Origin of the sequence: Variovorax glacialis (assembly GCF_051216375.1) — a bacterium.
In the GTDB taxonomy this organism is placed as follows: domain Bacteria; phylum Pseudomonadota; class Gammaproteobacteria; order Burkholderiales; family Burkholderiaceae_C; genus Variovorax.
In genome coordinates this window covers 13,936-29,578 of sequence record NZ_JBPJZT010000015.1, presented here as the reverse complement: position 1 = coordinate 29,578, position 15,643 = coordinate 13,936, and the positions used below count along the sequence as shown (strand labels likewise).

Annotated in this window: 14 protein-coding genes; 4 read left to right on the top strand and 10 right to left on the bottom strand. The window is 64.6% G+C overall.

From position 1 onward, the window contains the following. Window positions 1–15: 15 nt before the first annotated feature. Window positions 16–1,995 carry an acetyl-CoA carboxylase biotin carboxylase subunit gene (locus ACSFBL_RS28125; protein ID WP_435519113.1) on the top strand — a complete coding sequence of 660 codons (1,980 nt, stop codon included), beginning with the start codon at window positions 16–18 and terminating at the stop codon, window positions 1,993–1,995. 9 nt (window positions 1,996–2,004) lie between these two features. Here the strand turns inward: ACSFBL_RS28125 and ACSFBL_RS28120 are convergent, their stop codons facing one another. Beyond that, window positions 2,005–2,616 (bottom strand): retropepsin-like aspartic protease family protein, encoded by a 612-nt coding sequence (locus tag ACSFBL_RS28120; protein ID WP_435519112.1) that lies wholly within the window; start codon window positions 2,614–2,616, stop codon window positions 2,005–2,007. A gap of 160 nt (window positions 2,617–2,776) precedes the next feature. Continuing rightward, window positions 2,777–3,685: a sterol desaturase family protein gene (locus ACSFBL_RS28115; protein ID WP_435519218.1), complete on the bottom strand. Its 909-nt coding sequence runs from the start codon at window positions 3,683–3,685 to the stop codon at window positions 2,777–2,779. A gap of 158 nt (window positions 3,686–3,843) precedes the next feature. On the opposite strand from ACSFBL_RS28115, the gene ACSFBL_RS28110 reads away from it, so the two are divergent. From ACSFBL_RS28110 to ACSFBL_RS28100, 3 genes are all read left to right on the top strand, one after another. Continuing rightward, on the top strand, window positions 3,844–4,752 hold the full coding sequence (locus ACSFBL_RS28110) for a LysR family transcriptional regulator (RefSeq protein WP_435519111.1): 909 nt from the start codon (window positions 3,844–3,846) through the stop codon (window positions 4,750–4,752). Window positions 4,753–4,870: 118 nt separating this feature from the next. Next, the gene (locus tag ACSFBL_RS28105) at window positions 4,871–5,986 is read left to right on the top strand and encodes a porin (protein ID WP_435519110.1); all 1,116 of its coding nucleotides are present in this window, start codon (window positions 4,871–4,873) and stop codon (window positions 5,984–5,986) included. A 10-nt stretch (window positions 5,987–5,996) separates the two neighbouring features. Then, window positions 5,997–6,149 carry a hypothetical protein gene (locus ACSFBL_RS28100; protein WP_435519109.1) on the top strand — a complete coding sequence of 51 codons (153 nt, stop codon included), beginning with the start codon at window positions 5,997–5,999 and terminating at the stop codon, window positions 6,147–6,149. Here the strand turns inward: ACSFBL_RS28100 and ACSFBL_RS28095 are convergent. The 8 genes from ACSFBL_RS28095 to ACSFBL_RS28060 form a co-directional block, all read right to left on the bottom strand. Continuing rightward, window positions 6,146–7,069 carry a polysaccharide deacetylase family protein gene (locus ACSFBL_RS28095; protein ID WP_435519108.1) on the bottom strand — a complete coding sequence of 308 codons (924 nt, stop codon included), beginning with the start codon at window positions 7,067–7,069 and terminating at the stop codon, window positions 6,146–6,148. The genes ACSFBL_RS28100 and ACSFBL_RS28095 overlap by 4 nt on opposite strands. A 4-nt stretch (window positions 7,070–7,073) precedes the next feature. Further along, window positions 7,074–8,117, bottom strand: a complete 1,044-nt coding sequence (locus ACSFBL_RS28090) for a bifunctional UDP-4-keto-pentose/UDP-xylose synthase (RefSeq protein WP_435519107.1) — start codon at window positions 8,115–8,117, stop codon at window positions 7,074–7,076. Window positions 8,118–8,142: 25 nt separating this feature from the next. Next, a complete protein-coding gene (locus tag ACSFBL_RS28085; RefSeq protein ID WP_435519106.1) occupies window positions 8,143–9,087 on the bottom strand; it encodes a formyltransferase in 945 nt (314 codons plus the stop codon). Next, window positions 9,084–10,076 (bottom strand): glycosyltransferase, encoded by a 993-nt coding sequence (locus tag ACSFBL_RS28080; RefSeq protein ID WP_435519105.1) that lies wholly within the window; start codon window positions 10,074–10,076, stop codon window positions 9,084–9,086. Before ACSFBL_RS28080 ends, ACSFBL_RS28085 begins: the two co-directional genes overlap by 4 nt. A 2-nt stretch (window positions 10,077–10,078) precedes the next feature. Then, window positions 10,079–11,230, bottom strand: a complete 1,152-nt coding sequence (locus ACSFBL_RS28075; RefSeq protein WP_435519104.1) for a DegT/DnrJ/EryC1/StrS family aminotransferase — start codon at window positions 11,228–11,230, stop codon at window positions 10,079–10,081. Then, window positions 11,227–12,897, bottom strand: coding sequence for a glycosyltransferase family 39 protein (locus tag ACSFBL_RS28070; protein WP_435519103.1), 1,671 nt, complete (start codon window positions 12,895–12,897; stop codon window positions 11,227–11,229). The genes ACSFBL_RS28075 and ACSFBL_RS28070 overlap by 4 nt, the downstream gene beginning before the upstream one ends. Window positions 12,898–13,243: 346 nt before the next feature. Then, window positions 13,244–13,801, bottom strand: a complete 558-nt coding sequence (locus tag ACSFBL_RS28065) for an ABC transporter ATP-binding protein (protein WP_435519102.1) — start codon at window positions 13,799–13,801, stop codon at window positions 13,244–13,246. 575 nt (window positions 13,802–14,376) lie between these two features. After that, window positions 14,377–15,417 carry a hypothetical protein gene (locus ACSFBL_RS28060; RefSeq protein WP_435519101.1) on the bottom strand — a complete coding sequence of 347 codons (1,041 nt, stop codon included), beginning with the start codon at window positions 15,415–15,417 and terminating at the stop codon, window positions 14,377–14,379. Between the last annotated feature and the right edge of the window lie 226 nt (window positions 15,418–15,643).

The following is a 15,643-nucleotide window of genomic DNA, read 5'->3' as shown; positions in this document are numbered from 1 at the left end:
TTCCGGACACGCCTCATGACCGTCTCGACGCTGGCCCCGACGCCGTTCGGCAAGATCCTGATCGCCAACCGCGGCGAGATTGCACTGCGCGTCATCCGCAGCGCACGCGCGCTCGGCTATCGCACCGTGGCCGTGTACTCGACGGCCGACGCGGGCGCGCGCCACACGCGTGAGGCCGACCAGGCGGTTTGCATCGGCGAGCCACTGCCGGCGCAGTCGTACCTGCGGATCGGGGCGATCATCGATGCGGCGAGGCTCAGCGGCGCCGACGCCGTGCATCCCGGCTACGGGTTTCTCGCGGAGAACGCGGATTTCGCCCGGGCCTGCAAGGACGCGGGGCTGGTCTTCATCGGCCCCTCTGCCGAGGCAATCGCATCGATGGGCCACAAGGCCGGCGCGAAAACCCTGATGAAGGCCGCGGGCGTTCCTTGCATCCCCGGCTACCAGGGCGACGACCAGAGCGACGAGCGCCTCGTTGCCGAAGCGGGGCGCATCGGCTTTCCCGTGATGATCAAGGCGGCCTCCGGCGGAGGAGGGCGCGGCATGCGGCTGGCGCCTTCGGTGGCCGAATTCCCCGAGCTACTGCGCAGCGCGCGCTCGGAAGCGCAGAGCGCGTTCGGCGATCCCGAGGTGATTCTCGAACGCGCCATCGTGGAACCGCGGCACATCGAGATCCAGGTCTTCGCAGATCGCTACGGCCATGCCATCCACCTCGGCGAGCGGGATTGCTCGGTGCAGCGTCGCCATCAGAAGCTCATCGAAGAGGCGCCTTCGCCAGCAGTGAATGCCGAACTGCGCGCCCGCATGGGCGCGACGGCCGTCGCCGCCGTCAAGGCCATTCGGTACGAAGGCGCAGGCACGCTCGAATTCCTGCTGGACAGGGATCGGAACTTCTATTTCATGGAGATGAACACTCGGCTGCAGGTCGAGCATCCGGTCACCGAGGCGGTCACCGGGCTGGACCTCGTCGAATTGCAATTGCGCATCGCCGCGGGCGAGCCGCTGACGCTCACGCAGGAGCAGGTGCAGTTCAACGGCCATGCGATCGAGGTGCGGCTCTGTGCCGAGGACGCCGTGGAAGGCTTCGTGCCCCGGAGCGGGACCATGGCCCTGTGGCAGAAGCCCGCAGGATTGCGCGTCGAGGATGCGCTGGAATCAGGTGCAGCTATTCCGCCTTTCTACGACTCCATGATCGCGAAGGTCATCAGCCACGGCCGTACGCGTGACGAAGCAAGGCGGAAACTTGCGTCCGGCCTCCAGGACACCGTCGCCCTGGGCGTGACGACCAACCAGTTCTTCCTCCAACGCTGCCTGGCGCATCCGGTGTTTGCCGAAGGCGGGGCAACCACGGCGTTCATCGCGCAACATCAGGAGACGCTGCTTGCGAAGGATGCGGCCATGCAGGCACGAGCGGCGGCCGTCGCGGCGGTGCTGCTACATGAAAGCGCGGGCGATCGCCGACGGAAGCCGGGCGTTCCTCGCTTGACGCACAACCTGCCGATCTCGCTGCGCTTCGACATGGATGGGGCTTCGGTAAATGCCAGCATGGCTGTCGAACGCGATCGATCCTTCCGGGTAAGCGTGGGTGCGCAGGCTTCCAAGGTCGAACTCGTCGACCTCGCCGATAGCTGCGTGCGCTTCATCTGCGACGGCGTGCAGGAGACGGCCGCCTTCCACCGTGATGGCACAACGTTGTGGCTGGCCTACCGAGGCATGCCCGTGCAGGTCGAGGACAGGACGCGCGCCGCATCGGCGCGACAAGGAGCGGCAAGCGACGGCAAGCTGCGCGCATCGATGAACGGACGGGTGGTCGCCGTCATGGTCGGCGTCGGCGACACGGTGAGCGCGGGGCAACCGGTGGTCACGCTGGAAGCGATGAAGATGGAGCACATCCATGCAGCGCCCATTTCCGGCAGGGTCATCGCCCTCCATGTCGCGACGGGCGACCAGATCGCCGCCAGCCGGGTGATAGCAGAGATCGAAGTCCCGACCTGACTGCGGCAGCTACCTGCTGGCGATCGTCATCTCGCGGTCATTGGCGGTGATGTCGAAGAGCGAGAGCAGTTCCTGGCCGAGGACGGCGTCGGTGGATTTGCCGCCTACGGCCCCGACGAGCACGGTGGACACGGGCACCTTGAAAGGCCCGAAGGTCAACGCGACACCCTCGATGCGACGCCCGTCCACCATGCCGCCGGCGGTCTGGATGTGCGCCGGCACGCCCCCGATCAGGTTGGCCCTGGCCGCGAAGTCCTCGGTGACGGCCACGCCGGCATTGACGGTCGCGCCCTTGTCGATCACGAACTGGACCGGAAAGCCGTTGACCGAGCCGCGAATCCAGAACCGGCCATCCTGCCCGATCGGCACGGTGATCTGCCTGGAGCCATCGACGGCGATGAACTCGGACTGTCCCTTGGACGGGTTCGCGGTGTCGACCAGCACGCAGCCCTTGGGCGCCTTGGCCGCTCCCTGGCCCGGGGGAACGTTCGTGTAGGTCTTGCCGCATTTGAAGATGGGCTCCGCCGAAGCCGGCGATTGGATGAGCATCAGGGCGAGGCCCATCGCAGCAAGCGCCGGGGCGCCGCGGCGCTTCGGGTGGCAACTGAAGTTGTTCGACATGGCGTCACCTCGCGTCGTTGACGGAACGCACGATGCTCCCACCGCTGCCGGAATCCTGTCATCTAATTCCGACGTCGGCCGAGCGGTTTCCTCGAAGCGATGGACGGCATGCGCGCCGACCTCGGAAGCGGCTGGCCATCGGTCCGGCTTCGGATCGATCTCAGGCCCGGGTCGCCGCGGCCGGCTGCGGGTCGTTGCCGGCATCCGTGCCGGGCTCGGAATCCACGTACGCCCGGCCACCGGGCACCAGGGCCGAGTGGGCGCGCTTCGAGTGGAGGAGGGGATAGAACATCTCGACGAACCAGCGCTCCTTGCCGAAGACCAGGTCGTCCTGCAGGCCGACTTTGGCGGGGTAGCGACGGGTGATCTTGGCCGTGCCGAAGATCAGGTCCCACACGAACAGCAGGTTGCCGAAGTTGCCCTTGTAGTGCCCGATGCCGTCTTCGTTCGTCAGCGCGTGGTGCGCCCAATGGGTGGCCGGCGTGGAGATCGTGCGTTCCAGCACCCAGGCGAGGGGGTGCAGCCATTTGATGCGGTACAGCGGCGCATCCCACGGCACGGCGCTGTGCGCACCCAGGATGACCGTGAGCTTGATCACGATGTAGACAAGGTAGGCATCGCCGAAGCCCAGGTAGATGAGCACGCCGGATGCCCACAGGCCCGGCATCATGAGGTAGTAGAAGAAGTTGTTGCGGTAGGTGATGCGAATGCTCATGTAGTGCGCCGTATGGTGCGCACGATGCAGCGGCCACAGCAGCGGCGAGTGCGAGATGCGGTGCCACCAGTACTGGGTCAAGTCGTCGGCGACCAGCAGGATCGCGCCCATGGCCCACCACGGCAGGTGCGCCCACGCACCGCGCTGGCCCGGCATGACCAGTTCGCTCAGCATGCCTGTCACCCCGAAGATGAAAGGCTGCGACACCGCCAGCAGCGCGAGGAACATGAACAGTTCCAGCTTGGTGTCGTCCTTGGTGACGTTGAAGCGTTCGTGCTTGCCGGAGCGGATCTCCAGCACGGCGAAGAACAGGATGATCGTGGCGAGCACGAGGTTTTGGATCAGGTTCACCAGGTTGTCTCCTTGGCGTTGTTCGGCGGGCCGGGTCCTGTGTCCGAACGCCGGGGCTCTTGGAATAGGCGCGATTGTTCAGGTGAACCCCGATTGAGTCCAATGCATAGTTGGTCAAGAATCGATGCAGCGGGCGCAATTGCCCCGGAAGGAGCCGGCTCATGGACCTCAAGCGCTGGGGACACATCGTCGCGGTCGCGGACCGGCGGAGCTTCATCCGCGCTGCCGAGCAAGTGCATCTCAGCCAGCCCGCCCTGACGCGCAGCATTCAGGCGGCGGAGGCCGAACTGGGACTGCAGCTGTTCGACCGCGGCACGCAGGAGGTGGTACCGACGGCGGCCGGTGAATTCGTGGTGGCGCGCGCCCGGCAACTCGTGTTTAACAGCCGCTGTCTAGAACGGGACGTCGAGCTCTACCGCAGCCGCGGGCTGGGCGACACGGCCTTCGGCGCCGGGCCCTTTCCGGCGGCGACCTTTCTCAAGCCGCTGCTCACCACACTGCGTCGGGAATTTCCGGGGATCAACCTGCGCGTCGAGGTCAGCAACTGGCAATTGCTGCTGAAGCGCCTGCTCGAGGAAGACATCGAGTTCTTCATTGCCGATGTCAGGGACTTGCCCGCCGATCCCACCCTCCAGGTGCGGGCCTTGCGCAGCGAGCCGGGCGGCTTCTACGTGCGCACCGGCCACCCCCTGGCCCAGCGCGGATCCGTGCCGCTGAAACAGCTCTGGGCGCACGGCGTCCTGTCCGTGAGGTTGCCCGCGGAGGTGCGCGCGGCGTTGTCCCGCATGCTGGGCATCGGATCGTCGGACGGACTGCCGCTGGCTCTGGAATGCGACGACGTGGGCGTGCTGAAGGACATCGCGCTCGCCAGCGACTCGGTCCTCGCCACCACGCACGCCGCCATTGCCCAGGAGGTGGCCGAGGGCAGGCTGCATCCGGTGAAGGTCGCGGGCCTGCCGCATCTTGCGGCGCAGACGGGCGTGGCCACCTTGCGCGGCCGCACACCATCGCCGATGGCCGAACTCATCATGAGCAGGCTGCCGACGCCAGCCTCGTCAACGGCAGCTTGAGGCGGCAGCCTGTTCTTTTCAAACCACAGCGTGGTTCCCAGGCGGCTCCGGGTCCCTATCATGGTGCACGCCCGGCGGGGGGGCGATGCATCCAACTGCAGAACGAGGAGGGGTCGACATGAGAAAACTGGCACTTGTCGCTTTCACCAGCATGCTGCTTGCGAGCGGCGCCTTCGCGCAGATCACCGGCGTCGTGCAGAGCCCGCCGACGGGAAGCAGCGTCACGCTGTTCGGCGTCGCCGACGCGGCGCTGAGCTACGGGACCGGCAGCGTGACGAGCACCACCCAGGTCGTCAGCGGCGCCAACACCTCCTCGCGCCTGGGATTTCGGGGTGTCGAAGACCTGGGCGGCGGCCTCGCGGCGGGCTTCTGGCTCGAGGCTGGCGTCACCATGGACACGGGCGCCGGCGGATCCACCAACATCAACAACCAGCCGGACGGTGGGCTGGGCACGGGCGGCCTGATGTTCAACCGTCGATCGACGGTCAGCCTGATCGACCGGTGGGGGGAGATCCGGATGGGCCGGGACTTCTCGGCGACCTATCGCAACCGGGACCAGACCGACCCCTTCGCGACCAACGGGGCTGGCGCATCCCAGCCCTATGTAGGCTCGATCGCGGGAACGACCGCGACCCGGGTCTCGAACATGGTCGGCTACTACCTTCCCGCAACCCTCGGCGGATTCTTCGGCGAGGTGCAGTATTTCATGGGCGAGAACGTGCACTCGTCGCCGATCGACAACCCGGCTTCCAATGCCGGCAACGGCTATGCATTGCGTATCGGCTACGTCTCGGGGCCGTTGGGAATCGCCGTGTCGACAGGGAAGACAAGCTATGTCAAGACGGCCAGCGCCGGAGACATTCCGGTCGTGAACGTTGGCGCTTCCTACGATTTCGACGTCGTCAAGGTCACCGCGGGCTACTTCCACGACAAGGTGGAGCAGTTCATTCCGGTCACCGGCACCGGGTATATCGTCGGCGCGGTGATCCCGGTGTTCAAGTTCGACCAGCTGAAGCTCTCCTATTCGGAATACGGCACCGATGCGGTTGGCGACCCGCAAGCCCGCAAGTTCGCGATCGGCTACGTCTACAACTTCTCGAAGCGCACGGCGGCCTACGCGACCTTTGCCACGATACGCAACAGCGGAGGCTCCGCCTTTGCGCTCAATGGGTCGACGACGGCGCCCAATCGCAATTCACAAGGGTACGACCTCGGCTTGAAGCACAGCTTCTGAACGGAATCCAATGCCAAGACAAATTGCGATCGCGATGCTTCTGCTGATGCTCGTCGGCTGCGCCGGCATGCCGTCCGGGCCGGTGACGTCCAGCGTCTGCACGGCACAACCGGGCAGCTACGCGTGCCAGGTCGAGCAATACGCCTTGGCCGGCGGTGCCTAGCTGGCGGTAACCGGGGTCCAGGCAGCGCCCTGGACGGCGAGCACCCCGGAGCGACCTGCCACCTCGCCTTGCAACAGCCGGTGGCGCGGGAGGTCCGACGTTTCCGTTGCCGCCGCGAGATCGCCGAGCGCAACCAGACTGTGGCCCTGCGTTTTCCAGCCGCGCAGCAAGCGCTCGAAGGCCGGCATGAGCTTCATGCCTTCGAGTTCGGCATGCAGGGTGTAGACATGGTCCCGGTCAGGGTCGGCAGTGAGCGAGAGCAGGTGCGCATCGACGTTGTCCGCATCGATGCCGTCGATGCCGATCAGTTCGTCGAGCGTGGGCAGCGTGGTCGGGAACTGCGGCGGGCCGATGGCGCGTCCGTCGTCGGACACCGGGATGAAGGGTTCCGATCCGCGCGTGTCCGAAGCGATCCGGATGCCCAGTGCCGTCTCCGCCTGCGCGGCCGCCGTGTTGAACTGCCAGCCGGCCGCCCCGTGCAACTGCGGCGGCGAGCCGAAGATTTCCGTGTGGCGGTCCACGGCGCGCTTCATCTGCCGCGTGGTCCATTCGGGGTCCCGTCGCAGGAGGTGATCCTGCCAGTCGATATGGTCCCAGCAATGCACGCCGACTTCGAAGCCGGCATCGCGCACGGCGCGAAGGGTGGCCGCCTCGCGTTTTCCGATGTCCGGGCCCGGCAGGACAATGCCGTTGAGCAGCGTGCGCACGCCGTAGTGCTCGAGCACCGAGGTGCGTGCGACCTTGCTCAGGAAGCCGGGGCGGAAAACGCGGAAGACGGCCCTGCCGGTGTGGTCGGGCCCGAGGCTGAAAAGGAAAGTGGCCCGCGCGCCGACCATTCTCAGGAGCGTGACCAGCCGGGGAACGCCTTCACGGGTGCCGCGAAAGGTGTCGACGTCGACCTTGAGTGCGATGCACGCCATCGGGTCAGGCCGCCAGGTCGGCCGCGGCCTCCGCTTCGTCCCGGTAGTAGGCGAACAGTTCGGCCAGCGCCTGCTCCATGCCGACCTTCGGCTTCCAGTCCAGGTCCTGCATCGTCGCGCGGATGTCCGGCACGCGATGGGTCACGTCCTGGTAGCCGCGCCCGTAGTAGTCCGCCGAGGAAACATCGACGAGTTGCACCGCCGCAGCCGCGTCGCGGTACTCCGGCAGCGTGCGCCCCAGCGCAACCATCATCTCGGCCAGCGCGCGAATGGAATGGTTGTTGGCGGGATTGCCGATGTTGTAGATCTTCGAATCGGCCACGCCGTCCTTGTTGGCAATGATCTTGACCAGCGCTTCGATGCCGTCGTCCACGTAGGTGAAGGCGCGCTGCTGGCTTCCGCCGTCGACGAGCCGGATCGGCTCGCCTCGCACGATGTGGCCGAGGAACTGGGTGATGACCCGGCTCGATCCCTCCTTGGGCGTATGCAGGCTGTCGAGCCCCGGTCCGATCCAGTTGAAGGGACGGAAGAGGGTGTAGCGCAGGCCGTCCTGCTGGCCGTAGGCGTGGATGACGCGGTCCATCAGCTGCTTCGCCGCGGCATAGATCCAGCGGGGCTTGTTGATGGGCCCGTAGACGAGGTTCGACGATTCCGGGTCGAAGGCGGCGTCCGTGCACATGCCGTAGACCTCGCTGGTCGAGGGAAACACCACGCGCTTGCCGTACTTCAGGCACTGCCGGACGACCGGCAGGTTGGCTTCGAAATCGAGCTCGAAGACGCGCAGCGGTTGCTGCACGTAGGTCGCCGGCGTCGCGATCGCCACCAGCGGGAGAACCACGTCGCACTTCTTCACGTGGTATTCGATCCACTCCTTGTTGATCGTCATGTCGCCTTCGAAGAAGTGAAAGCGCGGGTCATGGAGCCAGGGGGCGACCCGTTCCGACTGCATGTCCATGCCGTAGACGTGCCAGTCGGTGGTCTCGAGGATGTGGCGGGTGAGGTGGTGGCCGATGAAGCCATTCACACCGAGGATGAGTACTTTGAGCATGACGCGTCCGTGGTTTTGGAGTTGATCAATTGTCGATGGGCACGCAACGCCCGCCGAAGTGGTGTTCGAGACCGAAGGCATCGATCGGGCCGGCATCGCTTTGCGCGGCCAGGACTTCGAGTGTGCTGCCATCGGCTGCCAGCAGCCAGAGCGCGCCCGCGTCGGTGATGAACCGGAGACCGGAGCCCGGTGCATCCAGTTGCCGCTCGACGAGGCGGGTGCGATCGATGCGCACCCGTTTTCCGCCGACGTGGAAGAAGGCGCCGGGGTAGGGCGGAGCAAGCGCGCGCACGAGATTGTGGATCTGCCGGGCGGTCGCGGTAACGGGGATCCGACCGTCTTCCGGCTTGCGGCCGCCGAAGTAACGGCCTTGGGAGAGGTCCTGCGCGGTCTCCGTGGCCGTTCCGGCGAGCATTCGCGGCAGGCTGCGCGCAAGCACGATCTCCGCCGCGACCACGACCTTGGCGAAGACCTCGTGGGCGGTGTCGTCGATCAGGATCGGCACGGCGCACTGGTCGACGATGGCACCGTTGTCGGGCTTTTCGTTCATCCGATGCAGCGTGGCGCCGGTCTGGGTCGCGCCTTCGATGACAGCCCAGTTCACCGGCACGCGCCCGCGGTACTGCGGCAGCAGCGAACCGTGCATGTTGAAGGCGCCGACGCGCGGCAGCTGCAGCCACGGCGTCTTCAGCATGTGCCGGTAGTAGAAGGAAAACAGGAAGTCGGGCTTCGCCGCCCCGGCCTCCGCGAGCAGTTCGGGCAGGTGCGGGTCGGCGGGCGTCACGCACCGGAGTCCGTGCAGCGCCGCGACCTCGGCCACGCTGCCGAACCAGATGTTCTCGCTGGCGGCGTCGGCATGCGTCACGACCAGCGGCACCTCGACCCCCGCGTCGAGCAGCACCCGCAGGCAGCGCACGCCGACGTCGTGGTAGGCGAAGACGATCGCTCGGGCGGGCAGGTCGGGCTTCATGACCGCTTGCGCTCGAGGACGGCGTTGATGACGTAGCGCGGCCGCGCGCGGACTTCCTGGTAGATGCGCCCGACGTATTCGCCCAGCAGGCCGATGCCGAAGAGGGCCAGCCCCACAAGCAGGAAGAGCAGGGCGAAGAGCGTGAAGACGCCGCCCACCTCGGGGCCCATGATCAGCCGTCGCGTGGCGAGCACGACGAACAGCAGGGCCGACAGCAAGGACACCAGGATCCCGAGCAGCGAGAAGGCCTGCAGCGGCACCAGCGAGAAGCCGGTCACCAGGTCGAAGTTGAGCCGCACCAGGCTGTAGAACGAGTACTTGGACTCCCCGGCATGCCGCTCCTCGTGACTGACCTCCACTTCGGTCGGGTTGCGCGAGAACTGCAGCGCCAGCGCAGGGATGAAGGTGTTCATCTCGTTGCACTGGTTGATGAGTTGCACGACATTGCGGCTGTAGGCGCGAAGCATCGACCCGTGGTCGGTCATCACGATGCCGGTGAGCCGATGGCGCAGGCGATTCATGGCCCGTGATGCCCAGCGGCGCCAGGTTGAGTCCTGGCGGTCGCGCCGGATCGAGCCCACGCAGTCATGGCCCTGGTCCATGGCGTCGAGCAGCAGGCGGATGTCCTCGGGCGGATTCTGCAGGTCGGCATCGAGGGTGACGATGCGCTCTCCGAGGCAATGCTCGAAGCCCGCGAGGATCGCCCGATGCTGCCCGAAGTTGCCGTTGAAGAGGATCACCCGGGTCACATCGGGACGGCGCTCGAACTGCGCGGCGAGCAGCGCGGCGGAGCGGTCGCGGCTGCCGTCGTTGATGAAGATCACCTCGTAGGAAATCCCCAGCGCATCGAGCGCGGGATAGAGGCGGGCGAACAGGGCCGCCAATCCCTGCTCCTCGTTGTAGACCGGAATCACGACGCTCAACACGGGCGCGTCGGGCGGAAGTTCGGCCGCGGGTTCGTGATGGGGAACCGCCTTCAGGACCGGCATGCTCAAGCCCTCCGCAAGGTTGCCAGCACCGCGGCCATGGCGTCGCAGACACGGTCGACGTCGGCGTCCGTCATGGCCGGAAAGAGTGGCAGCGTGATCGTGCGTGCGCCGATGTCCTCGGCCACCGGGAAGTCGCCGCGGGCGTACCCCATGGCCCGGAACATCGAGAACAGGTGCATCGCGGGATAGTGCACGCCGACGCCGATGCCCAGGTCTTTCATGGCGGCGATGAAGTCCCCGCGCGCCGGGGCGACGTCGCGCGGCAGCAGCGGCTGGAACATGTGCCAGTTGCCGTGCTGCTCGGCATCGTCGGGCGGCAGGTCGAATCCAAGCGTGCGGTCCCAGCGTTCGAAATAGCGCTGGGCGAGGCGACGGCGGCGGGCGTTGGACGCATCGATGCTGCGCAACTGGCCCAGGCCGATCGCGGCGGCGATGTCGGTCAGGTTGGCCTTGGCGCCCCAGGCTTCGACATCCATCTCGCCGCCAGCCAGGCGCTGGACGCCCTGCAGACGCAGCAGCTCGAAGCGCCGCGCCTCATCTTCGTCGTTCAGCACGAGGCAACCGCCTTCACCGGAGGTGAAGTTCTTGTTGGCATGAAAGCTGAAGGACACCAGGTCGCCGAAGCTGCCGATGGCGCGCCCGCCCCATTGCGCGCCGAACGATTGCGCGGCGTCCTCGACGACTCGCAGGCCATGTGCACCGGCGATGCCGTAGAGCCGCGTGCGGTCGACCGGCAAGCCGGCGAGGTCAACCGGAATCAGCGCCTTCGTCCGCGGCGTGATGGCCGTTTCGATGCGATCGAGGTCGATGTTGCGCGTGGCCGGATCGGCATCGACAAAGACCGGCGTGGCGCCGACGGCCAGCACCACGTTGGCGGTCGCGACCCAGCTCAGCGGCGTGGTGATGACCTGGTCGCCGGGACCGACGTCGCACAGCCGCAGGGCCAGTTCGAGAGAGGCCGTCCCGGAGTTGACCAGACGCACGGGCCGCCCGGCGCAGCGCTCGGACAGGGCGGCTTCGAGCGCCTGGCATTTCGGGCCTGTGGTGAGCCACCCGGAACGCAGCACGTCGGCGACTTCCGCGATGGTGCGTTCGTCGATCGCAGGGCGGGTGAAGGGGAGGAAAGCCGATGGGCTCGGATCGGTGTTTTTCATTGTTTGGATACCACAACTCGCCGGGAGTCCTGATAGATGACACGCATTGGCACGCCGCGGTCGCGCAACTCGCCGAAACTCGGAAAGTCCAGGTAGGCCACGGCCTGCGGAAGCGACTGCCAGCGAGCGATGAAATCGTCGAGCGAGGCGATCGACAGCGCGGGCTCCAGCCCCTGCCCCATGGCGAACTCGTCTTCGTAGTCCACGAGCGTGACGTTGCGCCGCAGATAGAAGGGCAGTGTCTGGTCATACGCACGGACGGCGAACATCGGCGCTCCCGATTGAAGTATGGGCTCCACCGCCGACACGAAAGGGGCCGAACTCTTGAGCAAACCGAAGGGATTGTGCGCAGCCATCACGACAGCCACGCTCATGACATGACCGAGCGCCACCGTCGCGACCGCAAGGGTGACGCCACGCCGTCGAAGCAACCACCAGGCGAAAGCCGCGAACGACAGGAAGGTCACTGCAGCCCAGCGGACTCCGGCGCCCAACTGGGCGTAGACCTCGGGGGGCGTGGAGTGCGATGTGATCCTCGAACTTTGGGTCGCGGCGATCAGCACGATCGCCCAGACCGCGACGATCGCCAGCAGGTGACGGCGCAGCGCGCGCAAACTGACGTGCTGAAGCCGCAGCCCGACGAGAAGTGCCAGAGCCGGGAACATCGGCAGGATGTAGGAGGGCAGCTTTGACCCACTGGCGCTGAAGAACAGCAACACGAAGGCCGAATAGACAATCAGGATGTCGCGCGGTGCGATGCCCGAAGCCGGGCCGGAAGCCGCGCGTCGAGGCCACAGCCACGGCAGGGCGCTGGTCCACGGAAACATCCCGCCGAGGATAAACGGCAGGTAATACCACCACTCGCCTTCGCGGTTGTGGACGCTGGTCAGGTAGCGCGCAAAGTGTTCGTGAATGAAGAAGAACTGGGCAAAGCCCGGGTTGCGCATGGAGACCAGCACGAACCACGGCGCAGCCAGGAGCAGGAAGATCAATAGTCCCGACACCCAGTGCATCCCGCGCCAAAGACTGAAATCCCGGCGCCAGATGCAGGTGAGCACCAATGTGGCACCCGGAATCAGGATGCCCACGAGGCCCTTGCTGAGCACGGCGCCAGCCATCGCGGCCCAGGCGACCCAGATCCAGTTCCTGCGTTCGGGCGCCGTGGCGGATGCGTGCTCGGCCACGAGCACGGCGCACAACGCAATCGTGAGGAACAGCGTGAGGCTGGCATCGAGTGTCAGGTAATGCGAATTGCCAAACACCCAGGTCATCGATGCGGCGATGGCCAGGCTGCGGATGCCGGTTTCCCTTCCCCACAAGCGCCAGGCCGTCCCGCCGACCACGAGCACCGTGAGAAAGCCGGCCAGCGCAGGCCACAGGCGCGCGGCGAAGTCGTTGAAGCCGAACAGGTGAAGGAAGAACGCGCTGAGCCAATACTGCAGGGGCGGCTTCTCGAAGTAGAGGAGCCCGTTCAGTCTCGGCGTGACCCAGTCGCCGCTGCGCAGCATTTCCCATGCGAGACTCGCGTACCGGCCTTCGTCGGGACCGATCAGCGAGCGCGTCGCCAGCGAACCGAACCATACCGCGGCCAGCACCGCCAGCAGGAACGCCAGCAAGCCGGAAGGCAACGGACGTTCGCTGCTGACGAGATTTCTACCTTGATCCATCTGATGATTCATGAAGACGCCGGGGGTGTCATTGGCGCACTACGTCCCCGCGCGACCGAAGCCGCTGCCGCCTCATTTCAACGAAGCTCAGCGGCGCGATGCCGAGTCCGACAGAAACGGCTGGACTGCTGAGTGCAGTACCAGGACGGGATTCCCCCTGGGGCAGGGCCCGGTGAGGCGTTGACAGGGGCGCTGTGTCAGCATGCCGGGATGCTATGACGCCCACCTGTCCCAAACCTGAACGAACGGAGTGCCTGCCGATCATAACGGCCGCCTCGGCTCGCAACAGGCCGACAACGACTCGAGTGCTGGGTTGTACAACGCGCTCCGGACATCCATCAACCCATCAGAAGCGACGGTTGTACGTGAAGATGAGACCCGCCGTTCCGAGCGCCCCGACTTGCACCGCGTCGACAGACGTGAATCGATAGCCGATGGCGGGAATGATGCCCAAGCCGAAGCCGTTGTGATTGAACGGCACCTTGTCTTCGTACTGGTCCTTGTAGCCGTAGATGATGCCGCCGGACAGCTTGAAATACAGCGCCGGATTGCCGAACAGGTTGTCCCATCTGTAGCCGTAGTAGGCGTAGGCAGAGGGCTGTCCGAAAGAGTTCCTGAAGGCCGAGAGACCCCAGATCCAACCGTCTGCTTCCGCGCGCTCGATTCCCAGCAGGACGACATAGGTGTGCTCGTCCGAATTGCTCCAGTGCAACGCATAGGGACCGACGACCAGCTCCCAGGCTGGCTGCTTGTAGAGATCCAGATCGATCGTCGATTCCGCCAGTGCCGGCTTGCATGCCATGGCCAGCAGGGCGATAGGCAGAAGGGCGACCCGCGATGGCCGCCGTCGTGCAAGCCAGGAGGTCGCACTGCGTGGCGTTCGGAGGATGTTGATGAATTGCACTTGCGCGGGCCCCTTTCGTTTTGGTCGTTTCTGTTCATTGTCCATGCACGTCGCAATCCGGACGATGTGACGATCGCTGGCAGGCGTCCAGGCACTCAAGCTGCAGAACGCAGGCTGAACGATAACTGCATCGGCGCCGCCCAAAGCTCGGGCAGCGCAATGAATTGAAGGAGTGGACGATTCGACAGCTCGCCCGAAGCTTGAGCGCCGCTGCGGCCGGCGATTCTTCTGGGGGTTCGTGAATCGCGGGTGAACGCAGTCCGCTGCCGACGGTCCCAGGCGAAATGACCGTAGTCAAGGCTTGCCGATCAAGGGGTAGGTGCTAGGCTCGCGGCGACACCATTCTGTTGGCAGTCGGAAGCCGCTAAGTCATTGATTTTCCTAGCATTTCCATAAAGCGGACAGAAAGATCATTGGCACGAGAGGTGACAGGATTTTGCTTGCATTCTTCAGCGAAGGCACACTAGGCGCTTCGCCCGACAGCATATGGTTTCCATCTGCAGGTCCAAGGCGAGCTACCCGCGACCGAACGCCGCCGAGGCGGCCGCGCTCGCCCGCCGCAAATCGATCTGCGCTCACGGAGGTTCAAGTTCAGGAGACTGGCCCAGGCTGTCAACAACAGCCGATCTCTGCAGGTCGTTCAACAGCGGTACCGAAGCGCGCGCAAAAACGGAAGGCGGTGCCGGCGGCTGTCGTTGGATTTCCCTCAGAGCCGCGAGCCGGACGCCGCTAGCATGGTTGCGCTCCCTGCCATATGAATCCCAAGGAGGAGGAGTAGCGGCCGTTCGAGACCAATACTCTATGTCGAGCAAACTCCCCGCGGACCGGTAGATGACGGTTAGCGACGTCAGGCGAAGTAGTGCGTCGGCGAGCACTTGGGGTTTCTGCTCGTGCTTAATTCGTTGTTCCCAACGAAAGAGGATCCATTCAGCTTCGTGTAGTCGCGTCTGAAAGTCTAGAACTAGAGAATCAGTGACGGCGAGAGTGGCCGGACTCTCGGGCTCAAATTCCAGACTTGACCGCGACAACGGGCGGCCAGCAACGCTCATTCTCGGAGTTGCGGCCTCATGTTCGGCCCGCTCCCTGTATCTCTCCAGGAGAAGCTTGAAAATGGCGATGGTGTGAATACGCTTGCACCCAAGATGTTGACGTGCACTCTTCTTATTCTCCGTTGCCTTAAGCAGGACGTCTCTCACACTAACCTCATATTTATCGCCCAATTTGCCACGTTCTTCAAGACATTTTGTGTGGCCGACAGACATTCTTTCAAGCATTCTTTGAACAGTGCCTTGGGGGTCCATTGCCGTTGGATTTCGGCCATAGTTCAGCAAGTGCTTCTCCATCGTGGCTGAGCTTGAAAATTCTGCAGACTCACGCAGCGAGAGTTTACTAGAAATATTATCAATCCGATCACGGAAATAGCCCTCGATTCCACATGACGCTCTCAATGCCAAAGGATCGTGAGACAATATCAAAGAAGGTCGAACGGGATTGACTACCGAGCGCATCATCTTGTTAAAAGACCGAGATGCTTCCGATTTTGAAAGAAGTGCAAACCCACCGTTGGATAGTGAAGCGCCCTGCGACCTCAAATGGCGCCAGAAAAAATCCATCATCCAAACGTCATCTCGTTTTATTGCGTCGATTCTTGCTATTTGAAGCTGCTGTGCTCTGTGGATGAAACAATTCTCAAGCCACGGGACAGTGTGCAACCACGAATGATAATTCTTCGCCAAACAGATTTGGCAAACACGACAGGCAATTCGGCTCCGCTCCTTTGTATTCGCGTGTACATTACGATCTACGTCTTCGACGAACGGAAGAGGTGCATCTCGGAGGCTT